This is a genomic window from Gottfriedia endophytica (assembly GCF_017814275.1).
Classification (GTDB): domain Bacteria; phylum Bacillota; class Bacilli; order Bacillales; family Bacillaceae_G; genus Gottfriedia; species Gottfriedia endophytica.
Genome location: NZ_JAGIYQ010000002.1, coordinates 249,410 through 271,022, shown reverse-complemented (window position 1 = coordinate 271,022; position 21,613 = coordinate 249,410). Strand labels below are relative to the sequence as shown.

General features: G+C 31.8%; 24 protein-coding genes and 1 riboswitch. Of the genes, 12 read left to right on the top strand and 12 right to left on the bottom strand.

Annotated elements, in window-relative coordinates:
* Positions 1 to 25: 25 nt before the first annotated feature.
* A complete protein-coding gene (locus J5Y03_RS04010; RefSeq protein WP_209402773.1) occupies positions 26 to 643 on the bottom strand; it encodes an undecaprenyl-diphosphatase in 618 nt (205 codons plus the stop codon).
* 251 nt (positions 644 to 894) lie between these two features.
* Between J5Y03_RS04010 and J5Y03_RS04005 the strand changes: the two genes are divergently transcribed.
* The 4 genes from J5Y03_RS04005 to J5Y03_RS03990 all read left to right on the top strand — a co-directional run bounded on the left by J5Y03_RS04005 (position 895) and on the right by J5Y03_RS03990 (position 5,252).
* A complete protein-coding gene (locus J5Y03_RS04005) occupies positions 895 to 1,602 on the top strand; it encodes a response regulator transcription factor (protein WP_209402771.1) in 708 nt (235 codons plus the stop codon).
* Positions 1,595 to 2,989 carry a sensor histidine kinase gene (locus J5Y03_RS04000; protein WP_209402769.1) on the top strand — a complete coding sequence of 465 codons (1,395 nt, stop codon included), beginning with the start codon at positions 1,595 to 1,597 and terminating at the stop codon, positions 2,987 to 2,989. Before J5Y03_RS04005 ends, J5Y03_RS04000 begins: the two co-directional genes overlap by 8 nt.
* Positions 2,990 to 3,352: 363 nt before the next feature.
* Positions 3,353 to 3,832 carry a PH domain-containing protein gene (locus J5Y03_RS20085; RefSeq protein WP_322099544.1) on the top strand — a complete coding sequence of 160 codons (480 nt, stop codon included), beginning with the start codon at positions 3,353 to 3,355 and terminating at the stop codon, positions 3,830 to 3,832.
* Positions 3,822 to 5,252, top strand: a complete 1,431-nt coding sequence (locus tag J5Y03_RS03990) for a PH domain-containing protein (RefSeq protein WP_209402764.1) — start codon at positions 3,822 to 3,824, stop codon at positions 5,250 to 5,252. Before J5Y03_RS20085 ends, J5Y03_RS03990 begins: the two co-directional genes overlap by 11 nt.
* A 185-nt stretch (positions 5,253 to 5,437) precedes the next feature.
* Here J5Y03_RS03990 and pdxK read toward each other — a convergent pair whose 3' ends face one another.
* Positions 5,438 to 6,253, bottom strand: coding sequence for a pyridoxine/pyridoxal/pyridoxamine kinase (gene pdxK, locus J5Y03_RS03985; protein WP_209402762.1), 816 nt, complete (start codon positions 6,251 to 6,253; stop codon positions 5,438 to 5,440).
* A 244-nt stretch (positions 6,254 to 6,497) separates the two neighbouring features.
* A riboswitch (Lysine riboswitch) is annotated at positions 6,498 to 6,675 on the top strand.
* Between the two features lie 152 nt (positions 6,676 to 6,827).
* Here pdxK and J5Y03_RS03980 point away from each other — a divergent pair.
* Positions 6,828 to 8,300, top strand: coding sequence for an amino acid permease (locus J5Y03_RS03980; protein WP_209402760.1), 1,473 nt, complete (start codon positions 6,828 to 6,830; stop codon positions 8,298 to 8,300).
* A 421-nt stretch (positions 8,301 to 8,721) separates the two neighbouring features.
* Entirely contained in the window at positions 8,722 to 9,228 is a 507-nt protein-coding gene (locus tag J5Y03_RS03975; RefSeq protein WP_209402758.1) for a GNAT family N-acetyltransferase, read from the top strand.
* Between the two features lie 69 nt (positions 9,229 to 9,297).
* Here J5Y03_RS03975 and dltD read toward each other — a convergent pair whose 3' ends face one another.
* The 5 genes from dltD to dltX are packed head-to-tail and all read right to left on the bottom strand — an operon-like array spanning position 9,298 to position 13,597.
* Positions 9,298 to 10,521 (bottom strand): D-alanyl-lipoteichoic acid biosynthesis protein DltD, encoded by a 1,224-nt coding sequence (dltD, locus tag J5Y03_RS03970; RefSeq protein ID WP_209402755.1) that lies wholly within the window; start codon positions 10,519 to 10,521, stop codon positions 9,298 to 9,300.
* Entirely contained in the window at positions 10,518 to 10,757 is a 240-nt protein-coding gene (gene dltC, locus J5Y03_RS03965) for a D-alanine--poly(phosphoribitol) ligase subunit 2 (RefSeq protein ID WP_209402753.1), read from the bottom strand. The genes dltD and dltC overlap by 4 nt, the downstream gene beginning before the upstream one ends.
* Positions 10,758 to 10,769: 12 nt before the next feature.
* Complete coding sequence (gene dltB / locus J5Y03_RS03960; protein ID WP_209402751.1) at positions 10,770 to 11,921, bottom strand: D-alanyl-lipoteichoic acid biosynthesis protein DltB; 1,152 nt, start codon at positions 11,919 to 11,921, stop codon at positions 10,770 to 10,772.
* The gene (gene dltA / locus J5Y03_RS03955; protein WP_209403132.1) at positions 11,918 to 13,435 is read right to left on the bottom strand and encodes a D-alanine--poly(phosphoribitol) ligase subunit DltA; all 1,518 of its coding nucleotides are present in this window, start codon (positions 13,433 to 13,435) and stop codon (positions 11,918 to 11,920) included. Before dltA ends, dltB begins: the two co-directional genes overlap by 4 nt.
* 15 nt (positions 13,436 to 13,450) lie before the next feature.
* Positions 13,451 to 13,597 (bottom strand): teichoic acid D-Ala incorporation-associated protein DltX, encoded by a 147-nt coding sequence (gene dltX / locus J5Y03_RS03950; protein WP_209402749.1) that lies wholly within the window; start codon positions 13,595 to 13,597, stop codon positions 13,451 to 13,453.
* A 314-nt stretch (positions 13,598 to 13,911) separates the two neighbouring features.
* On the opposite strand from dltX, the gene J5Y03_RS03945 reads away from it, so the two are divergent.
* Positions 13,912 to 15,069, top strand: coding sequence for a serine hydrolase domain-containing protein (locus tag J5Y03_RS03945; protein ID WP_209402747.1), 1,158 nt, complete (start codon positions 13,912 to 13,914; stop codon positions 15,067 to 15,069).
* Positions 15,070 to 15,133: 64 nt separating this feature from the next.
* On the opposite strand, the gene J5Y03_RS03940 is transcribed toward J5Y03_RS03945, so the two are convergent.
* The 3 genes from J5Y03_RS03940 to J5Y03_RS03930 all read right to left on the bottom strand — a co-directional run bounded on the left by J5Y03_RS03940 (position 15,134) and on the right by J5Y03_RS03930 (position 16,608).
* Complete coding sequence (locus tag J5Y03_RS03940) at positions 15,134 to 15,511, bottom strand: VOC family protein (RefSeq protein ID WP_245208725.1); 378 nt, start codon at positions 15,509 to 15,511, stop codon at positions 15,134 to 15,136.
* A gap of 62 nt (positions 15,512 to 15,573) precedes the next feature.
* Positions 15,574 to 16,248, bottom strand: a complete 675-nt coding sequence (bshB2, locus tag J5Y03_RS03935) for a bacillithiol biosynthesis deacetylase BshB2 (RefSeq protein WP_209402745.1) — start codon at positions 16,246 to 16,248, stop codon at positions 15,574 to 15,576.
* Between the two features lie 15 nt (positions 16,249 to 16,263).
* Complete coding sequence (locus J5Y03_RS03930; protein ID WP_209402744.1) at positions 16,264 to 16,608, bottom strand: YojF family protein; 345 nt, start codon at positions 16,606 to 16,608, stop codon at positions 16,264 to 16,266.
* A 665-nt stretch (positions 16,609 to 17,273) separates the two neighbouring features.
* On the opposite strand from J5Y03_RS03930, the gene J5Y03_RS20080 reads away from it, so the two are divergent.
* Both J5Y03_RS20080 and J5Y03_RS03920 read left to right on the top strand, forming a co-directional pair.
* Positions 17,274 to 17,663 carry an FtsB family cell division protein gene (locus J5Y03_RS20080; protein WP_209402742.1) on the top strand — a complete coding sequence of 130 codons (390 nt, stop codon included), beginning with the start codon at positions 17,274 to 17,276 and terminating at the stop codon, positions 17,661 to 17,663.
* A 253-nt stretch (positions 17,664 to 17,916) separates the two neighbouring features.
* A complete protein-coding gene (locus J5Y03_RS03920) occupies positions 17,917 to 18,237 on the top strand; it encodes a hypothetical protein (protein ID WP_209402740.1) in 321 nt (106 codons plus the stop codon).
* A 281-nt stretch (positions 18,238 to 18,518) separates the two neighbouring features.
* On the opposite strand, the gene tatC is transcribed toward J5Y03_RS03920, so the two are convergent.
* Positions 18,519 to 19,253 carry a twin-arginine translocase subunit TatC gene (gene tatC / locus J5Y03_RS03915; protein ID WP_209402738.1) on the bottom strand — a complete coding sequence of 245 codons (735 nt, stop codon included), beginning with the start codon at positions 19,251 to 19,253 and terminating at the stop codon, positions 18,519 to 18,521.
* A 229-nt stretch (positions 19,254 to 19,482) separates the two neighbouring features.
* On the opposite strand from tatC, the gene J5Y03_RS03910 reads away from it, so the two are divergent.
* From J5Y03_RS03910 to J5Y03_RS03900, 3 genes are read left to right on the top strand one after another with little or no spacing between them, the layout of a single operon-like run.
* On the top strand, positions 19,483 to 20,085 hold the full coding sequence (locus tag J5Y03_RS03910; RefSeq protein WP_209402736.1) for a metal-dependent hydrolase: 603 nt from the start codon (positions 19,483 to 19,485) through the stop codon (positions 20,083 to 20,085).
* A 46-nt stretch (positions 20,086 to 20,131) separates the two neighbouring features.
* The gene (locus J5Y03_RS03905; protein WP_209402734.1) at positions 20,132 to 20,614 is read left to right on the top strand and encodes a hypothetical protein; all 483 of its coding nucleotides are present in this window, start codon (positions 20,132 to 20,134) and stop codon (positions 20,612 to 20,614) included.
* 12 nt (positions 20,615 to 20,626) lie between these two features.
* A complete protein-coding gene (locus tag J5Y03_RS03900) occupies positions 20,627 to 20,920 on the top strand; it encodes a DUF2653 family protein (protein WP_209402732.1) in 294 nt (97 codons plus the stop codon).
* 392 nt (positions 20,921 to 21,312) lie between these two features.
* Here J5Y03_RS03900 and J5Y03_RS03895 read toward each other — a convergent pair whose 3' ends face one another.
* Entirely contained in the window at positions 21,313 to 21,504 is a 192-nt protein-coding gene (locus J5Y03_RS03895) for a YqzH family protein (protein ID WP_209402730.1), read from the bottom strand.
* Between the last annotated feature and the right edge of the window lie 109 nt (positions 21,505 to 21,613).

The following is a 21,613-nucleotide window of genomic DNA, read 5'->3' as shown; positions in this document are numbered from 1 at the left end:
ACCTATCATTTCAAATTTTAAAAGATTAGTTTTTACTATTGTATTCAGTTTTATTTTTGTTTAAAACTCTTGAGAAAATACGTTCATATACAGTAATGATTTGAGAAATCATTTTTTGATAAAATTTATTATTTTGATTTAAATTGTAAAGGAACAGTGAAACAATAATTCCCACTAAAGCACCAGCAGTAACATCTAATGGATAATGTACGCCTACCCATACACGTGAAAATGCAATTCCACATGCTAAAAGTAACCAGCTAACTCCATGTTTTTTATTGTATAAAAAGAAGGTAGCTGCTATCGAAAATGCAAATACAGAATGGTCGCTAGGGAAAGAAGAATCAGCTGAATGCTGTATCAATTTATGAACATGATGACCTACAAATGGTCGAGCGCGATAAATAAAATGATGAAGAATGGCATTAACTCCTAATGAGAGGACAACTGATAAACCAGCCTGTATAACCATTATTCCATATTTATTTCGATTTATAAACCAATAAAATATAAATCCTAGGATTAAAAATATCACAGCGTCATTGGCCAAAAACTCCATAAATCGATCAAGCCAATGGTGAGTCCCTGCTAAATCATTTATATCCTTAAAAATGTGATAATCAAATTGATTAATTTTTGTCATGTGAAACTCCAATCTTACTATATTTTTTTTTTAAAGTACATATTTATGGTAGAATCTTATCAGATAAAGTATAAAGATTAGGAATTAAAAAATATGTAAATGTTTATTAGAAGAACATTAAAAAAGATTGTTTTTCTTTTCATGCTAGTTATGTTGGGTAATTTCTTGAAAATAGGTAAAATATATACAATAATTAATTATATTTTATTATATCAATAGTTAAAAAAGAAACATATAAAGGGGAGCTAAAATTGTCAAAAACATCGGTATTATTGGTTGAAGATGAAGAGAATGTCTCAACCTTTGTAGCACTAGAATTAAAATTTGAAGGATATGAGGTTGATGTAGCAGAAGATGGGGAAAAAGCTTTTCATTTCGCTCAAAATAAACAGTACGATATTATCTTATTAGATTGGATGATTCCAAAATTAGATGGTCTTGAAGTTTGTCGAAGAATTCGAAAGTCAAGTAATGTACCAATCATTTTATTAACTGCTAGAGATTATATAGGTGATAAAATTGCAGGCTTAGATGCTGGTGCAGATGATTACATTACAAAACCTTTTGAAATTGAGGAGCTATTAGCTCGCATTCGTGCTGTATTAAGACGTACTCAAAATGAACGAAATCGAGAAAATGCTGATATATTATCAATTGATACTTTATCAATTGATTTGAAAAAACGTTCAGTACAACGTGAAGGAAAGAATATTGAGCTGACTCAAAAAGAATTCGATTTACTATACTTGTTGATGCGTAATGAAGGTGAAGTTCTTTCTAGGGAACGCATTCTATCAGATGTATGGGGATATGACTTTATGGGTCAAACAAATGTAGTTGATGTATATATTCGTTACTTACGTAATAAAATTGAATTTGATCAACAAGCAAAACTAATTCATACTGTTCGCGGTATTGGATATGTTATTCGTTTTGCAGACGCTAAGGAAAATGAATAAATTCAGCTTAAATTCAGTTGATACATTAAAAAATAAAAAATCAAATTCTCTAATGTATCAATATACTTTTTGGTATGTTGTTGATTTATTACTTGTCGTTCTATTAATGGGTATAACATTAATTGTTGCAGTAAGTTTATTTTTATTTCAAGATCTGAAAAATGATATAACTGCTGTACAACCGGATCTTGTTAGAATTACAAATAAACCGTCAAACCAATGGGAAAAACAAATCAACTACCTATTATATCCTGAATTTACAAAATTTAATGTTGAAATGAAAGATACTAAAACTGGTGAAATAGCTCATTCTCAAGGATGGGAAAAAATAATTTCCAATGATAATAATAAATTTCATTATTTAAATATTAAAAATTTCTTGATTATAAAAGATCAGGGATTATTTTACAAACACCAGATTTCTTTTGGCCAAAATGGAAAAATAATCATTTTTGCTAAATTAAGTGTCATTACTGATTTTATTAAATTAATGGTAAATATCTTAATTGTCACTACACTTCTTGCACTAATTTTTGGAATATCTTTTATATTGTTTATTACGAAAAGAAATATAAGACCTTTACTTTCAATCACAACTGCAGTAAATGAAATAAAGAGTATTTCAAATTTATCTGGTGGAGTTCCCGTTCCAGAGAAACCACAAGAGCTTACAGATTTAGGAACATCGATTAATCGCTTATTATTCCAATTACATCTTCAAATTGAACGAGAAAAAGGATTTGTCTCAGATGCTTCTCATGAATTAAGAACGCCTCTTGCTGCCCTGCGTGGTCATATTAATTTGATAAAGAGAAGGGGAAAGGCTCATCCTGAAATTTTAGAACAATCGTTAACAGCGATAGACCAAGAATCTGAGAGAATGCAAAATTTGATTCATCAATTGTTGGCAATGGCACGTTCTGAGCATTATGAGTTGGAATTAGTAGATGTTAATATGTCTGAATTGGTAAGAGATGTTTTACGAACCTACTGGAAAGAAGATCGTAATATTACATTAGAGTTGAATATCGATAAAGATATACATCTAAATGGGGATGTAGGGCAGCTTAGTCAAATTTTAATAATACTAGTTGAAAATGCTCAAAAATATACAGAGAGTGGCGGGAAAGTTATTGTTGAATTAACGAAAAATAATAAAGAAGTTCATTTAACAGTAAAAGACACTGGTATTGGTATTCCAAAGGAGCATTTAGATAAAATTTTCCATCGGTTCTACCGAGTGCATAAAGACCGTTCACGTCAAACAGGAGGCTCCGGGTTAGGTCTTTCTATCGCCAAACAGCTGGTTGCCTTTAACGGAGGAGACATTTCTGTAAAAAGTGAAGTTGGAAAAGGTAGCGAATTTAAAGTGATTTTTAAAAAATAGTCACAGATCTATTTATGCTTGTTTTTTAGATAGCTTGATTAAAAGAATTTGTGAATCTTCTGGTGAAAAACCGACTTCCAAGACCCATTAGTGAAAAAAGAGTAAAGAGGCTTGGTAGTTCGTTCAAGGAAAGGGAGCAAATTCTCAAGAATATAAAAAATGTAGATTAACAAATCAACATAATAAATAACGTATAGGATAATCTTTCCTATACGTTATTTTATTATGTTCCGTTCTGGCTAGTTCAGTCTATTAGCCCTAAGTGCTTTTTAATATTTCGCTAAGTCGAAAATTTGGGTTTTCACTCGATGTGTGACGTATGGTATGATTAAAGAAAAAAAGAATTAATAGAAAGGTGATTAGATGAGGTCTGAACCATCACTAAGACCTTCCCCTAGAATGAGGTCTGTATGGAAAATAACAGCGCTTCTTAATAGCATAACACTACTTATTCTCCCAATAACATATTTTTACTTCATGAACCGATATCATTTACCAAGTATATGGCTAACCATATTATCCTGTTTCGTTTTTATTGATATAATCTTCCTAACTTGTTTTCTCCCTTCTTTACGAATGAAATATACAGCATACGAAATCTATGAAACAGAATTGGAGATTCAAACAGGAATATTTATTATTAAACGTGTAGTTATTCCAATGGTACGGGTTCAACATGTAACAACTGAAGTAGGTCCACTATTAAGAAAATACGGTTTATCGACTATTAATATTTCAACAGCAGCTACTGTTCATAAAATTGCAGGGTTAGAGCATGAAATTGCTGAAGAACTGAGAGATAAAATCATTTTCCTAGCGAGGATAAGTGAAGATGATGTGTGAACCAAAGAGACAACATCCATCCTATATTTTGATTGTATTTCTTGAACAGATTAAAAATGTTTTTATATCTCTACTAATTTTGCTATTACCTGGTCATAAGAGCCAGATGTTTCAATATATTTTTACAGCTCTGGTGATCATTTTACCTGTAGTAGCTGCTTTGATTAAATGGTATCGATTTACTTATATAGTGACAGATGATGAAATTCGTATTAAGTCAGGCTTGTTTGTAATCGAGAATACATTCATTAAAAAAGAGAGAATACAGTCTGTTTCAATAACAGAAGGTATTATTCAACAAATTTTTCGTGTAGTGAGTGTAAAAATAGAAGTTGCAGGCGGGAAAAAAACTGAATGCATAATCAATGCCATTTTAAAAGAAGATGCCAAAAAGCTTCTTAAACAATTGCATCTATCAAAAAAGATTCCAATCGACAAGGATATCGATACTAAGGAAAAGAAATTTGAGGTTGATTCAGATAATATAACATCAAATGCAGTTTTGTCTGTCAGTATAAAGAGGTTGATTTTAGCTGGTATAACTTCTTTTGAAGTAGGGATAGGTGCTGCAATTTTTGCCTCTATTTTTTCGAATATTGAGGATCTGATTCCAGCGGGTGTTTTCCGTTCAATTTATATTCAACTCCAGTCTTTTTCATTTCTTATGTTTTTTTTGTTATTTATCAGCTGTTTAGTTTTTGCATTGTGTTTTACAACTTTAAGGTATGTATTGAAATTTGCAAACTTTAAATTAAGCTTTTCTGGAACACATTTGAAAATTAGTCGTGGTTTGTTCGAGAAAAATGAATTTTCGTTATCTACAAAAAGAATTCACGGTATTGTTATTCAAGAGGGATTTTTTAGACAGTTGATCGGTTTTGCATCTGTCTATGTGGAGGCTGTTGGCGCTTCGGATACACAAGAAAACAAAAGGCATGTCATTCATCCTTTTATTAAAAAGAAAGATATTCCTATGTTCCTTCAGACATTTATCCCGATGATTGATTATACTGAGGCGATTCATTCTCCCCCGTCAAGAGCAAGAAAAGGGTATTATGGATGGACAGTAATAATTTTTTTCTTGATTTCCTTACTATTAGTGTCTATTCCATTTATTCATACATGGATATTTAGTATTTTGCTAGTTGGTTTATTTATTGGAGAAATTCGATATCGATATGCAGGATTCTCTCTAATTGGACGTACATTGATCTTAAGATCCGGATTTATTTCAAAAACAACTGCAATTATACCAAAAGATCGAATTCAAGTTCTTACCCAGCAACAAAGTATTCTTCAAAAAAATTCGAAGTTAAAAACAATTTCTGCAACTATTCTTTCAAGTCAATTTGGTCGAACTTATAAAGTAAGGAGCCTCGATGAACTCGATGTGAATAATATAATGAATTGGTTTAGTTAATATGGTCAAATTGCCTGGCGTTACCTCAGGGTGGACTAGCTCTACTGAGGGACGTCTTTTTTATTTTTAGGGAAATAAAAGAAAAGTGCATAATTTTATCTAAGGTAAGATAAAATTATGCACTAGTTAATCTGTTACAAATTAATTGAAAGTTAGACCCAAATATGAGAAGCCCAGTTTAGTGATTATTTTTCACCATATAAACGATATGCCATGTGGTTTGTTGGACCTACATACTCATTCAATGGGAATGAATGACGAATTGCTTCAGTTATAAATTTTTTCGCTGTATAAATTGCTTCTTTTGGTTCAGCACCTTTTGCTAATTCAGCTGCAATAGCTGCTGAGTAAGTACAACCAGCACCATGTGTGTATGTAGTTTCAATACGATCTGATTCTAATAATTCAATTGTTTCACCATCGAATAGGACATCAACTGCTTTTTCATGCTGAATTTTGCTTCCACCCTTTACAAGGACGTATTTAGCGCCATACGCATGAATTTTTCGTGCTGCTTCTTCCATTTGTTCTATTGTTGTGATTGGATTCATACCAGCTAGCTGAGCAGCTTCAAATAAGTTAGGAGTAACAACTGTAGCTTTTGGTACTAGAATTTTTCCTAAAGCTTCATCGATTTCTGGATGAAGAGCTTCATCAGCGCCTTTACATACCATTACTGGATCAACAACCACACGTTGAATGTTGTGTTTAGCAATCGTTTCTGCTGCCAACTCGATAATTTCAATTGATCCAAGCATTCCAGTCTTCATTGCATCAATTCCAACACCTACTATGATTGTTTCAAGTTGAGCTTTTATCGTTTCAATATCTATTGGAAATACTTGATGGTGCCAATTGTTATGAGGATCCATTGCAACAAGGGTTGTAATTGCGCTCATTCCATATACATTACGTTCTTCAAATGTTTTTAAATCAGCCTGTAAACCTGCTCCACCACTACTATCTGATCCAGCAAGAGTAAGTGCTTTATAAATAGTCATTATTTTTCCCCCTGTTAATAATTTATTTATGCTTAACTGCATTATGATGAATCAAAGAAAAAATAGCTACTTATTAACTATTCTACAGTCATTTTTTATTATATCAAAAATGATGCGGAAGTATATAAATGGAGTTTAAGATATTACCATCATTCTAATGAAATTTGATGATAGCTATTGACAAACTGATTTGCTAGATTGTATATTTATTATATTATTTTAAAAAAAATACAAATCTTTTATCTCAAAGGGTAGAGGAGCAGTTTACAACAGTACATGCTTAGAGGTTATGGGCCAATGAAAAGTATGGAAAGGGTAAACTGCCGAAGTGAGCAAGTTGCCATACAACTAGATTACTGGGCCTACAGCTGAACAAGCTTAGGACTGTCACAAGGTTATTATTGTGGAGGGCTATTGAAGAGATGTTGATGATGTTTGAGACTTTTTTATGTCTATTAAAACACGTGAGCATACTTCACGTGTTTTTTTGCATTTAAAAACACACGTCAATTTATTTTTCGACCAACCCTAATTCTTAGAAGAGTATGAAGAGAATATAGAGGAGGAACAACAAATGGGATTAGCTAATACCGAAAATACTGGTCAGCAATCAACATCAGGTCAACAAAATTCATTAAATAGAGGGTTAAAAGCACGTCATTTAACAATGATCTCTATTGGTGGATCAATTGGAACTGGCCTATTTTTAGCAAGTGGCGCTTCAATCAGTGAAGCTGGTCCAGGTGGAGCACTATTAGCATATGGATTAATCGGATTAATGGTTTACTTTTTAATGACAAGCTTAGGTGAAATGGCAACTTATTTACCAGTTTCAGGTTCATTTAGTACTTATGCGTCTCGTTACGTTGATCCAGCATTTGGTTTTGCAATGGGGTGGAACTATTGGTATAACTGGGCAATCACATTAGCATTTGAATTATCTGCTTCTGCAATGTTAATGAAATATTGGTTCCCTCATTCACCGGCTGTTTTATGGAGTGCAATTTTCTTAGTTATTATTTTAGGAATTAATTTATTATCAGTTAAAGCGTATGGAGAATCTGAATTTTGGTTCTCATTAATAAAAGTAGTTACTGTAGTTGTTTTTCTAGTAGTAGGAATTGCAATGATTTTTGGAATTATTGGAGGACACTCAGTAGGGTTTAAAAACTTTACAATTAAAGATGCTCCTTTCCATAATGGTTTCTTAGGGGTATTATCTATTTTTATTGTCGCTGGGTTTTCATTCCAAGGTACTGAACTTGTAGGTGTAGCAGCTGGAGAAACAGATAATCCGGAAAAAAATGTTCCTAAAGCCATTAAACAAGTATTTTGGCGTATTTTATTATTCTATGTTTTAGCAATTTTTGTTATTGGCTTATTAATTCCATTCACTGATTCAAGATTAATGCATGGAGACGTAGCTGTAAGTCCGTTTACATTAGTGTTTGAAAAATTAGGAGTTGCATTTGCTGCTTCTGTGATGAATGCAGTTATATTAACATCTGTATTATCTGCTGGAAACAGTGGAACATATGCATCAACACGTATGCTTTATACGTTGGCAGTTGAAGGGAAAGCACCAAAATTCTTAGCAAAAATAAATAAACGTGGTGTACCAATTTATGCATTAATTGCAACTCTTTTAGTAGGTTCATTAGCTTGCTTATCATCATTTTTTGGTGATGGTCAAGTTTATACTTGGCTATTAAATCTTTCAGGTCTATCTGGGTTTATCGCATGGTTAGGAATTGCAATTTCACACTATCGATTCCGTAGAGCATTTGTTGCACAAGGGAAAGATCTAAATGAATTACCATACCGAGCAAAACTATTCCCACTTGGACCAATACTAGCATTTCTAGCTTGTATGTTTATCGTACTAGCACAAAATTACCAAGCATTTACGGGGAAAGTAATTGACTGGCAAGGCATAATTGTTTCATATATTGGTATTCCTGTTTTCCTAGCGGTTTGGTTAGGCTATAAATTCATCAAAAAAACAAAAGTAGTACCATTAAAAGAAGTGGATTTAAGTAGAGAGTAGTAAGAAAAACGGAAGCACCTTGCTCACCTCCGACAGACATTGGAGCAAATACCAAGAGAAGTGTGTTTTTCACTTCACTTGGTATTTGTGAAATGGCCGAGGAGGTAGGTGCTGAAGTTAGACATGATAGAAAAGTGAAGAAGACTTGTTTAGCTCCGACCGACGTTGGAGCAAAAACCAAATGAAGTGTGCTTTTCACTTAAAAGAATTGCTTAATTACTAGGCGAACAACTCATAACAGGGTTGTTTGCCTTTTTGTTTAGCTAGAGAAGAAACTAGTAGATGTTACAAATATTTAATAAAATAATTTAAAAAATCAGAAAAATCTTGCTATAATGGAAATATATTACATAGTTTTTTGTAAATTGTAATACATCATTATTTTAATCGTATAGAAGATACCCATAATGAGGTGGTAATAGTGACAAGTACTGTAAAAATAGAAGAATTAATAATAATTGAAGAACATATAGATCAGCTTTCAGACCTTCTTGTAAAAGTAGTTGATGATGGTGCCTCAATTGGTTATTTACCACCACTTAAATTAGATGAAGCTAGAATATATTGGGAAACTTTATTAAAGCCTGAAGTTGTTTTATTTGTAGCTAAAATAGATGAAGAGATTGTAGGTAGTATACAATTACATTTATGTACTAAACAAAATGGTAGGCACAGAGGTGAAATTGCAAAATTAATGACACTTCCTACAATGAGACGAAATGGGATTGGTCGCTTATTAATGCTTGTAGCTGAAGAAAGAGCAAAAGAGGAGGGAATTTCTCTATTAGTTTTAGATACTAGGGAAGGGGATCCTTCAAATCAACTTTATATATCTTTAGGGTTTATTGAATTTGGGAGAATACCTTACTATGCCAAGTCTGCTAATGGAGAACTACATCCAACTGTTTTTTATTATAAATTACTATAATTACAATAGGTTATTAAAAATAAAAAATGGCTGTTAATATGTGTAGTTCACATATTAACAACCATTTTTTTAAAAAGCATCGCTTTGATAAGTTTTTCCTGCTGTATTAATTGGATGAGAACCTGTATAAAATTGATTTAATGAACGGTCAATATATACCCAGCCCTTCCAACCAATATGGATGGTGTCTTCTAAGAAATATTTATCATATTCATGATTTGAAAAGTCTGCTACTGGGAAACCAGCTTGCTCAACTTGTTTTTTAACTTTTTGATAATAAACTTCTCTTCCTTGTTTAGGGAAACCTGCATAGTCATACCATGCTCCATTTACAGGGACCGATACGAAAAGCGCTTTTGTGTGTTGTTTTTTTAGGATATCCAACACCATTTGTAAATCTCCGTATTCAGGAGATACACCATAACTACTATTACGTTTATAGTTTTTTAATGATAATAGTTGGTGTCCGATGTGCTTTTGGTAATATGAATCTAAAATACCAAATTGATTTGATTTTGTTGCCTGTTTACCCATTTCATCAGCTACTTGAATATCCTTATTCCAACATGAATGTTCATATTTCGATTTTTTTAAATTATATCGTTTACCTGGACTTTTAATTACAGTTTGGAAAAAGTCTTTCTTTTCAAGAACCTTTAAGTAGGTATAGGCTACTGGTTTTTCTAACTCAGCTTTAAGCTTGATTGCTTTGTTGTCAGTTGAAAGAGCTTTTAACTGTGTCACAAGCAGGGGATCCTTTTTTACAATTGATAATTGTAATAATCTGTTAGCTGCTTGTTTTTTTATTTTTGGATCAATCTCATTTGAAAGAACAAATGAATAAGTTTGTAAAGCTGAGTAATTTGGTGAAAAATGCTTATCGTCAATTCCACTTGGAATAAACCATTGTGGAGATAAAACAAATACGATTTTTCGATTTTTCAACTCATCTTGTACAGCTGCAAGGTCTAAGAAATGAACTAAACTTTGGGACCCACCACGTCCAATTAAAAAAGGTGTAAATTCATTTTTTTCATCCATAAAATATCTAGAAGGATGAAATGAATCTCTTCTAGATAGTTCAGAGGACCCGAAGATTGGTAAATATTTTGGATCCTTTAACATTTTTTCTTGAAGTAAAACTCCTTGAAACGTTTTAGGATTTAAGGAAGCTGCTGTATAATCTAATTTATTTTTTGTAATAAACAATTCATAAAAAGAATTTGGTAGATATAAAGCTATACCAAAAAGTAGAATAGCTGTCATCATTCCCCAAAAACGAGCCGTTTTCATCTTCTTGCCTCTAAGATAGAAATAATTTTATTTGGAGTCGCCCATTCTTCACGATCAAAATCCGAAATTGTAACTGGAATGTCTAAACGATCTTCAATTTCTACTAATAAGTTTACTGTTCCAAATGAATCTAATAATCCTTCTTCAAAAATTTGAATATCTGGATTATCTTTCACTTCATCCGTATTACATAAGTCTGCTAAAATTGTTAAAACTTCTTCACGTAAATTTTCCATTGTAATTCTCCTTTATTTGAATAAATGTCCTGAAAAGATTAAAAAGCCAAAACAGATAAAATGGAATGTAATAAGCACAGAAATTACATGTGTTACTTTATTGTTTTTCCAAATTTTTCTTTTTTTGTTGAATTGTTCAAACCAATCAAAGCTACACATTATGATCGCTTGGTACAATCCATAAACAATATAATTCCATTGTAATCCATGCCACAAGCCCATTAGTAAAAATAGAGTAAAATATCCAATATACGAAATCGCTTGTCGATTTTTTATAACTTTTTTCTTTGTTAAGAAAAATACCATTCGCATATAAACATAATCTCGGAACCAAAATGATAAACTCATATGCCATCTATTCCAAAAATCTTTTATATTTCGGCTAATAAATGGCATATTAAAGTTTTCTGGTGTTCGAACACCGATCAAATAACTAACTCCAATAGCAAAGCAACTGTAGCCAGCAAAATCAAAGAACAAGTATAGGCTATATGCATACATGTAAATGACGTTTGCTGAGAATGAATGGCCTGAAGCATAGCTTGAATGAATGATATGCTCATTTATTAAATAGCCAATAATATATTTGTATAAAAATCCTACAAAGATTTTATGAAGGCCAATCTCAAAAAACTCTCTATATTCTTCAGATGTTAACGTTTTTTGAGTATCTTTTTGAAATCTTCTAAAGCGATCAATTGGTCCAGAAGATATAGTTGGGAAAAATAATAGAAATCTTAAAAAATCCAATATTTTTATTTCTTTGATACTTTTATCACGTAGCTCAATAATGACTTGAGCTGATTTGAACGTTAAATAAGATATACCAAGAAATCCAATTAGACTATTAGTGTAAAATATAGGTGCTACTTTTACAACAATTAAAGGCAAAATAGATAGAATTAAACTAATGTAGTAAATTGCTGGTTCATTTGCTTTTTTTCGGTACGTACTATAGCACTTAACTAGTATGACTTCCCAAATAATATAACCAATTAAGTACAATGCTTGTTGTTTAGATGAAGAAAAAGTTACTGCCAAAAATACAAGTGTTAAGAAGGTTGAGTAAAGATTTGATTTTTTTCCAGAAAATCCTAAGACAACAACTGGAATGAGTAAAACTAATAAGATCTCAAAATAGGTAAAGGTACCATATGGAATCATTGATAAACCTGTTCCACTAATTTTTTACGATCAACTTTTCCGTTTGTTGTCATAGGTAAACTAGTTAGATAGCTAAATTTTCTTGGAATCATATAAGTTGGCATAAAATCACTTAACTGTTTCTTTAAATAGTTCGTTAACTGATACTCTTTTTCAAAATCATTCTCATCTACTACAACTAAACAGTGTAAATCAGTACACTTACCGTCTTTCATTTCTGGTATTACTACAACCGATTTTATTAGAGGAAGTTTTCGAATATTATTTTCGATATCTTCAATTTCAATTCTATATCCGTGTAGTTTTATTTGTAAATCAATTCTTCCATTGTAAAATAATTGCCCATTTTCAAAGTAACCAGAGTCCCCAGTTTTATAGGCTTTCATACCGTTAATTGTTTTAAAGGCAGCTTCTGTTTTTTCCTTATTTTGCAAGTAACCTTTACTTACACTAGGGCCAACAATCACAATTTCACCTTTTTCGCCTTCTGGTAAAGGAGTACCATTTTCATCCATAATAAAGATTTTAGTATCTTCTTTAGGAACTCCAATTGGCAATGTTGTATATTGATTAAGAATATCTTCAGTAATAGGTACAAATGTTACAGCTACAGTAGCTTCCGTTGGACCATACGTATTGAAGACAGTTGCATTAGGAAATCTAGTTGTTAATTGCTTTGCACTTTGAGAAGATAATACTTCGCCACAGAATAAGAATGTTTTCATGTTTGGAAGTAACTTTTCATTAAAATCAGGATTCATCATGCACATATCTGCAAAAGATGGAGTAGATGTCCATACTTCAATGTTACTTTCCGCTAAATATTGGAACAATACTTTAGGTCTTGAAATCATTGATTTTTCAATTGCAATAAGTGTTCCTCCAGTTACAAGTGAAGGATATAAATCCATTACAGATAAATCAAATGAGAAAGGTGCTTGATTTAAGAAGCGTTGACCTTGTTTTAATCCAAAATCTTTCTCCATCCAATTTACAAAGCTCTTTAAGCAGTTTTCTGTAATTTGTACACCTTTTGGGTCCCCGGTACTTCCTGATGTATAAATAATGTAGAAGTTGTCATCCTCTTTTACAAAATGTTCTTCTAAATTATTTGTAACAGAAGGAGTTTTAAAAATCATTTGTAACTCTTCATTATTCACCATTTCTATAGAATCGAAGTTTAATTCGATATCCGTACTAGGAGAGATGAGAAGCTTTGCTCCTGAATTTTGTATCATTTTCTGTAAGCGATCAGCTGGGATTGATTCATCAACAGGGATGTATGCACGCCCAGATTTTACACATCCTAAGAATGTTGAAATCATTTCTGTTTGCATATGACCAAAAACAATAATTGGCTCACTACCTGTTCCATAATTTGTAATAATCCACTTTGCTAGAAAATCAGACTGTTCTTTTAAATCCTTATACGAAATGGAGGTAGTACTATTTTGAAATGCAATTGTATTAGGCGATTTTTTTGCCCATTGATCAATTTTTTCTATAATTCTTATCATATTTTCACATCCCTAAAAGTCGTTATAGATGAAAGATCCTGAATACGCATCTTGAAATCCGTATAAATAGAGTAAACCTAATAAAATAGAAATGTAATATGTGGTATATAATACAAATCGTATCGAAGGTTTTGTAAGAAGAGTTTTTACTCTCTGCATTATGTTACACCCCTCTTTGTTTTTAGACAACAATGTTTCAAATATAGCATGACAGAAAGGGAATGAATACCATTTCTTCACTAAAAATCCATTAGAAGCTTATGATAGTTTCTTTAGAATTTTTTAATAATTCAAAGAAACTGGTGAGTCCCACCTGAATGTATAGTATGCTATGAGTTAATTATAAAAAAATTAGTTAAAAAGGTATAAGGAATTACATTAAAAAATATTCATGAAGTATTTATACAAGTAGATATATTCTTGATTGGATATTATGTAATATTATTACCTACAGACAATAGGTAGGTGTTCAGATGAAAACATTCAATTTTATAAAAATACAATTTGTATTTTTCTTTATTCTCTGTGCTTGTATTGTTGTTTTTGTAGTTAAAAACAATATCATACCGCTCGGTGAACAACATAAGGTAGATCATTCTTCAATGACAAAAGCTTCAAACATACAATTTACACAAAACCAAAATCAAAATAATTTGTTGAAAGCTGATGGTCCTTTAACTGGGAGCATGTCTAACAAAATTAATGAGCTTCTTCAGCGAATTCATTTTAATGGAGTTGTTTTAGTAAATAAAGATGGAGAAGACGTAATAAAAAAAGGGTATGGTTATAGGGATATAGCGAATAAACTACCGAACTCTCCTGAAACGAATTATGCAGTGGGTTCAATTTCTAAGTTTTTTGTATCAACTTCTTTAATGCAACTAAAAGAAAAAGGGTTAATTTCACTTAACGATCCAATTACAAAATATATCCCTAACTTTCCAAACGGATCTAAATTAACATTATTTCATCTTATGACTCACACTTCAGGAGTAAAAGGAGAAAAAGAATTATCTAATCCGATTTCTACAAAAAATTTAATTAATAAAATTATTCTTTTAAATAAAGGGTATAAACCTATTTTTAATTGGAAATATAATGATACAAACTATGTGTTATTAGCATATGTGGTTGAAAAAGTGACTGGGATGAGTTATCAAGAATATCTAAAAAGTCATGTATTAAATCCAGCAAATATTGATCAGCTAGGTGTTGGAGATCATTTTTACCAATTAAGTAATAGGGCAAAAGGATACCGTTTAATTTTAAATAATAATCAAACGCCACATTCAGTAACAATGCCAAGCTTTTCTTATATGTTAGGTTGTGGTGATATATATGGAACAGTAAATGGCTTACTACAAATGGATGAAGCGCTTGTTTCTAATAAACTAATTTCTACAGATAGTTTTAAACAGATGACTACACCTTTTAAACACTCTTATGGATACGGTTTGTATAATAAAGGGAAGTTTTTATATAATCACGGAGTTCTTCCTGGGGTTGATTGTATGAATTTATTTGATCCGAAATCAAAAACTTATGTAATTTTATTTACAAATAGTCAAAAGATGAAACCTAATACTTTTAAAGTTGCAGCTTCTATTTTTAATCTTGTAAGTTCAAATTAAAAACTCTAAAAAGAGCTTTCTCCCATTATTATAATAAATGGAAGAAAGTTCTTTTTTTGTTAGCTTATTCAACCCTACTACATATTTCTATGTAGTGTTGATCAGGATCTGCCACATATGCAACAGTTTGTCCCCAAGGCTTCTCGATTGGTTCTTTTATTATTTTCACTCCGTTTTCACGAAGTTTCTCTACCATGCCAATCACATCTTCAGTTACAAAGCCAAGTTCGAAAGTTTGTGATGAAATATCGGATGGCTTTGGTAAACCAGTCATCTCATTTACATTTTCCTTAAGGATCATCGCTAAAATCGTACTTCCAGTATCTAGCTCTATGTAAGATCCATGATTATTTCGAATGGATAATCCTAATTGATTACAGTAAAATGCAAGTGATTCTTCAAAATTTGAAACATAAATAATGACGTATTTCATTTGTAACATATTGTTACCTCCAAATTTCATTAATCACTTACATATTCTGTAAACTATAAATTATTTCCTTCTTATTCAAATTTGTACGTATAAAATGTTTCCTTACCAAAGAATCTTTTAATACGTTCATCGGTGATATGCTCGAAATCCTCAATAGAAGAAATATCTTTAAACATTGCTTCTGTTTGAGAGCGGTGTGATTTGATTGCACGTAATTTTTGGTTTGCTACATCTCTTACATCATTTTGAATGTCTGGCTTTCCGATTACATCAAATCGGTTATTTGTGATTGCTATACACCAAACTGTAGGGCGGTTATTTGAGTCTAATCGACGAATTGCTTCGATAGTAGCTCTTGATGTTGCGTCATGGTCTGGGTGAACGCCATGCTCTGGATAAAAAGTAATGACAAGAGTTGGTTTGATTTCATTAATTATATCTGTAATTTTTTTTATGGTGATTTCAGGATCTTCAAACTCAACTGTCTTATCATGGAAGCCTAACATTCTAACATCTTGAATACCCATTTCTTTACATGCATCACGTAATTCTTTTTTACGAATGTCGGGTAAAGATTCTCTGGTCGCAAAAAATGGGTTTCCCATATTTCTCCCCATTTGTCCTAATGTTAAACACGCATAAGTAACAGAGACCCCTCTGTTTGTAAATTGTGAAATTGTTCCTGCAGCTCCAAACGCTTCATCGTCTGGATGAGGAAACACAAGTAGTACTTTTTCTTCTTTCATTATTTGCGCTCCTCTCTAAAATGGTGAGTGACTTAATTGAAGGGCAATTGCAAGTTTTCCTTCCGGATTATGCCCAGCTAATAATAATTGATCTTTTTCGTTAATTTCCCAATCAGTCAATCCTTCTGATACAACCCAACCTTCTTCTAACTTTAAACCAACGCGATAAGGATTTTTTCCAACAATTGTTGCACGCTGGATTGTTACCTTAGCATTTCGAATAAAGGCATTTACTGTCATAACTTTCTCATTAAAGTGATTTGCATACGCACCATTTGTTGTTTCTAAATGAATATATACAGGCTTTTCAAGATACTTTTGAAGAGCAGCTTGAACAGCTTCAATTTGAATTTGTTGCATGTCGCATTCCTCCTATAGAAGTTATTATAAACTAACTAAAATCAAAATGGTAACGATGTGAATTGGCCATTAAATAAGGCTTTGTTAATTCAAACTTTCTAAAAAAATGGCTCTGAAAAACAAGATTGTTATTATTTGCTAAAATCCCCTCGCTCATCTCAGCGGGGGCAGGGCAGACTCGTTTTTCTGCCGGAGTTTCTCTTAAAACCGGTATTCATTAATTAAGAGCAAAAAAATTAACATAGACATCCTTGCGATAAACGCTCCACCATGGCGAATGGAAATGTACAATAGAGGTTATTTTCAGGGTAGACAAATAAAAAAAGATCCCTATCTATAAAGGATAGGGATTGGGGGGATGTGTAAAAACATGAATAATATTTTTAACTGTTTAAATTTTCAGTTAATTTAATATAACTATACATGATGTTTTATTTTTCGTCAATCATTTCTGAGAAAAAAATATTAAATGAATCATTTGATTTATTTAACAATTTTTTCTTATGTGAATTGTCATTGATACAAGTTCAATATTCGACATAATCCTATTAAATTAATGACTATTCTACTTAAAATTACTGTTTTTTCCTTTTTTCTCTTTTCTAATTTGACATTTCTTGATAAACTATGAACAAGCATACTTTATCAGAGAAGAGGGAAGATACGTGAGGGCAGAAGCACGAAAATTATATAATCCAGTTAGAGAAGTTACACAACCGAATATCCCTTTTCGTACTCCTGAGTTAAAATCGAAAAGTAGACTTAGAGTGCATCGATTAATATTGACCATAATGTATGGTACATTACTTCTTATTTGTTGTATCTATTTTTTTAGAATGAATGGTTTTGAGGCATCAAAAAATGAAGAGTTAAATAAGCTTAAAGCAGTACAAGTAAAACAGGTTAATATCGAAAAAGAATTAAATCGTCAAATTCGGTTACTAAATGATCCTGATTACATTGCAAATTATGCACGAAATGAATATTTGGTCTCAAAAGATGGAGAGACACTATATATTGTCCCGAAAGCCGAAGAAAATCATAATAAAAATTGATTCGTTCTACGATACATATAGTTTAAAAACACCTAATAGGTGTTTTTTTATTGCTTCTTTTTAATTATAGAACAATTGTTCTTTTTGTTCAATAGTAATTTTCAAAAAATAAGAACATTATGCGAACGAAGTGTGAGATTTTTTATTTTTTTCAAAATGGATTAAATATACTACGTAGTTTCAGAAAATTCCTACTATTTTTGGAAAAATATTTTTGATATAATCAAACTAATTCTAAAAGAGGGGGAATAATATGTTTAAGAAGTTGTTTACTGTTTCTTCTGTACTAATTGTTGAAGTAGTTTTAACTTATCTATTTAGTAGTACTTCAAAAACTTCACCTGGTAGTTGGGCAGTTTTTATTGGAATAATGACAACGCTTTTCTTGTTATTTAAAAATAATCGGCAACCAATTTATACACCTCTCCAACATTATCAGTGGCATCGAGTTGCTGGAATTGAATTAAAAGAAATGAATAATTACTTTGAACGTAATCTTGCACTTATAGCGTCTTTAAGTTTTACATGTATTGGACTAATCATTTCGGTCTATTCATTTAGTCAATTTTTCTAAATATAGTTAAATAGAAAATGTAGACAACCTGTATAACAATGGGCATCAATACTAAATGAAGTATGCTTATCACTTTGTTGTTGTGAAACGACCGAGAATCTAGTCTTTATAAATGGCTGTTTTCGTTTACATTGTTGCTATTTTAGAATGCGTAGTTGATTACAACTCTAGGATGCTCTCTTTCCGTTACGAATCTCAAAAGCATCAATCTTTTAAAAAAGAGCCTTATAAATAAACACAATAAAAAGAAACTGCATGCCTCTTACTGGCATGCAGTTTCTTTAATTACCACTCATATTCATTTGTTCTCTTTTAATTTTTTTCTTATATGTAAAGCTAGAAACAAAAATACTGCATTCATAGATTAAAATTAATGGAATACTTGTCATAATATGTGAAATAAATTCCGGTGGTGAAATCATTGATGCAATAATGACGAGAATAAAGTATGCATATCTTCTCATTTTTCTCATAAACATTGGAGTTAGCACGCCTATGCGAGTTAAAAATATAATTAATATAGGTAAATCAAAAAACAGTGCCATCGGTAAAACTAAGTTAAATAGAAAAGAGAAATAACGTTCTGCTGTAAAATTAATCTCTACTAATCCTTTACTCATTACTGTTAAAAAATGCAGTACATTAGGAAAGATAATAAAATATCCAAAGGCCATTCCACAGATAAATAAAATAAAGATTGCAGGAATATAGAGTAATGTTGTTCTTTGTTCGTTTTCATCTAATGCTGGCTTAACAAAAGACCAAATTTGGTAAGAAATAAACGGAATTGAACATGCAATGGCAAAAACTCCAGCAATTGCAAAATACAACCAAAATACATCACTTGGGCCTAATGCTAATAATGGTCTATGTAGGTCTTTAACTAAAAATGCATAAATATCTTTTGTGAAATATAATCCAATACCCAAAAAGAATAAAAAGGCTACAATTACTTTTATGATACGGTTTCTAAGCTCGTCTAAATGTTCAATAACACTCATTTCTTTTTCTTGCATAAAATTCCCCCGCTGTTTGCTATTAAAACGCTCCCATTTTCAACAATTTTAATAGTAAGTTTCACTTCATTTTGTCAAAAAAAATGAGATACGTCAACGGATTCATGATCAAATTCGAAAAACGCTCACATAATTTTCCAAATTAAGAATTTTTCTGTTTCACATTTTTCATTTTCATACTAAAATGAATGATACTGATGTAAATGATTGAATAAGGTAGGTAACAATTTTGGATGGAAAAAGTCATGTAATTGTAGGGTTATTCGCAACTGGTGTGACGATGTATGCAACAAAAAACGATGCAATGACAATTCCACTTGTCGTAGGTGCTATTAGTAGTTTAGTACCTGATCTTGATCATCAAAATAGCTCGTTAACAAAGAAAGTATCAACACCGCTTCGAGTATTTTTTAGTTTTCTATTTCTTTCTGTTTCATTATTTATTCTAATAAAGACAGGTAATTTAGTTAGTTCAGGTTCATGGGTTTACGCCATTGCACTTTGTTTAGGTTTTATTCTATGTGTAAGTTGGCTGAGGAATATTAAATCGATTTTATTTTTGACAGGTATACTAATTTCTTTAATAGGTTGGATGTTTTTTTATGGAAGTTGGTCAGTTGTTTGTATCGGTCTTTTTATTGCAGTTGCTTCTAGATTAAAACATAGAGGGCTTACACATTCAGTCTACTTTTTAGGATTTTGGACCGGTATTTCTTATTTATTACAGAAAGATATTGGTGTAAGTGGTATATGTCTAGCAGGTTTCGTTGGATATTTTTCACATTTATTAGGAGACAATTTCTTGACAAAAAGAAGAATTAAATGGCTATAATAGTGGAATAAATATTGAGCATATCCAGCTGAAAGAAGGGTTTCAATTGAAAAAAGTGATATCTTTTCTTATTATTATTGTATTATCACTAAGTGGATTAAGTAGTGTTAAAGCAAGTACAATACAAACCAACTCAAATTCAGGATTTCAGCATTTTCCTACTGAGTTAGTTAATTCTAATACTATACAAACAGGTTTAACTCAAGTTGCCTCATATCGCTCAAGTAGGGGAATGTCAAGTCACTATAGTTCAAGATCATATCGTTCTACTCGTAGCTATCGCCCTAGTTCTCCGAGCACAAATTATCGCTACCGTTCTTCAACGCGTTCAAGTAGTAGCTTTTGGAAGTATGCAGGGGCTTTTGGAGCTGGTGCATTCTTTGGTCACCTATTCCATCCTTTTGGTGGTTACTACGGTGGATATCACTATGGTTTTTCATTTTTTGGGTTACTAATCGATATCATAATGATCTTGATTATCATTCGATTAGTTAAATGGATCTTTGGAAACAAACGAAGAAACTATTAGTAGGGGCGGACAATGAAAATTTATTTAAATGAGCAAGATATTGCAAATGCTGTTTGTCTTTTTGTAGCAGATTTAGAGCGAATTAACCCTGAAAGTGTTCAAATGGAGTTCCAATATGAAGAGGGTGAAGAAATCTTTTGTGCAGTTAATGCAAGAGGTCAACACTTTCTATACAACGAGCAACGAATTTCTGATGCTATCGGTTTTTTATTGGAAGCAGAGCATAATTTTCTTACCAATACAATGGAAGTAGAAATTGGTTTCGAAGAGCAAGATGGGATCATCGCTTTTGTAACGTTTGATTGATAAATTAAACTCCTTAGTTCAAAATTTGAACTAAGGAGTTTTTTGTATTCTACAAATCTCACCAGTTATATAGACTAGTTCCCCGACATTTCACAAATACTAAGCAAAGAACACTCTCAACTTGTTATTTGCTCCAACGCCTTTTGGAGATAAGCTGGTTGCTTCCACTTTTCTTACTGTCTAGCTACGGCGCCTACCTCCTCGGCCATTTCACTTGTTATTTGCTCCAATGTCTTTCGGAGGTGGGCAAGTCGCCTTCGCATTTCTTATTTGTCCAGTTCCAGCAACCATCTCCTCGGTCGTTTCACAATAACCAATTGAAGTGAAAAATCGCACTTCATTTGGTTATTGCTCCAACGCCTTTCGGAGATAAGCGGGTTGCTTCCACTTTTCTACTTATTCGTTATGTAGTCATAAATGATGTCGTTGACTGCTTCGTGAAGTGGGGTGTTGTTCTGTTCGTGTTCGTGTAGAACTTGTTGACTTAGTTCATTTAGGGCTTCCTCAGTTATTAAGTCTTTATGTTCTCCTCCATATTGGATTAGATTTCGTTTAATCATGTGTTTGATAAATTGTACATCCATTGATTTCTATCCTCCTATTGCTGTTCTTAAGTATACCTAAAATTAACAATTCTTCAAAGTAGAGATTTTTATTGAATAAGAACGTATATTCGTTTAATATAATGGGTAT

Excerpts from the sequence above, each read along its gene's own strand:
- J5Y03_RS03900 (WP_209402732.1), top strand. The coding sequence starts at position 20,627 with ATGAAAATTTATTTAAATGAGCAAGATATTGCAAATGCTGTTTGTCTT.
- tatC (WP_209402738.1), bottom strand. The coding sequence starts at position 19,253 with ATGCAAGAAAAAGAAATGAGTGTTATTGAACATTTAGACGAGCTTAGA.
- J5Y03_RS04000 (WP_209402769.1), top strand. The coding sequence starts at position 1,595 with ATGAATAAATTCAGCTTAAATTCAGTTGATACATTAAAAAATAAAAAA.
- J5Y03_RS20085 (WP_322099544.1), top strand. The coding sequence starts at position 3,353 with ATGAGGTCTGAACCATCACTAAGACCTTCCCCTAGAATGAGGTCTGTA.
- J5Y03_RS03945 (WP_209402747.1), top strand. The coding sequence starts at position 13,912 with ATGAAAACATTCAATTTTATAAAAATACAATTTGTATTTTTCTTTATT.
- J5Y03_RS03920 (WP_209402740.1), top strand. The coding sequence starts at position 17,917 with ATGTTTAAGAAGTTGTTTACTGTTTCTTCTGTACTAATTGTTGAAGTA.
- bshB2 (WP_209402745.1), bottom strand. The coding sequence starts at position 16,248 with ATGAAAGAAGAAAAAGTACTACTTGTGTTTCCTCATCCAGACGATGAA.
- J5Y03_RS03895 (WP_209402730.1), bottom strand. The coding sequence starts at position 21,504 with ATGGATGTACAATTTATCAAACACATGATTAAACGAAATCTAATCCAA.
- dltX (WP_209402749.1), bottom strand. The coding sequence starts at position 13,597 with ATGCAGAGAGTAAAAACTCTTCTTACAAAACCTTCGATACGATTTGTA.
- J5Y03_RS03930 (WP_209402744.1), bottom strand. The coding sequence starts at position 16,608 with ATGCAACAAATTCAAATTGAAGCTGTTCAAGCTGCTCTTCAAAAGTAT.
- J5Y03_RS04010 (WP_209402773.1), bottom strand. The coding sequence starts at position 643 with ATGACAAAAATTAATCAATTTGATTATCACATTTTTAAGGATATAAAT.
- J5Y03_RS03980 (WP_209402760.1), top strand. The coding sequence starts at position 6,828 with ATGGGATTAGCTAATACCGAAAATACTGGTCAGCAATCAACATCAGGT.
- J5Y03_RS03990 (WP_209402764.1), top strand. The coding sequence starts at position 3,822 with ATGATGTGTGAACCAAAGAGACAACATCCATCCTATATTTTGATTGTA.
- dltB (WP_209402751.1), bottom strand. The coding sequence starts at position 11,921 with ATGATTCCATATGGTACCTTTACCTATTTTGAGATCTTATTAGTTTTA.
- dltC (WP_209402753.1), bottom strand. The coding sequence starts at position 10,757 with ATGGAAAATTTACGTGAAGAAGTTTTAACAATTTTAGCAGACTTATGT.
- J5Y03_RS03940 (WP_245208725.1), bottom strand. The coding sequence starts at position 15,511 with ATGTTACAAATGAAATACGTCATTATTTATGTTTCAAATTTTGAAGAA.
- dltD (WP_209402755.1), bottom strand. The coding sequence starts at position 10,521 with ATGAAAACGGCTCGTTTTTGGGGAATGATGACAGCTATTCTACTTTTT.
- pdxK (WP_209402762.1), bottom strand. The coding sequence starts at position 6,253 with ATGACTATTTATAAAGCACTTACTCTTGCTGGATCAGATAGTAGTGGT.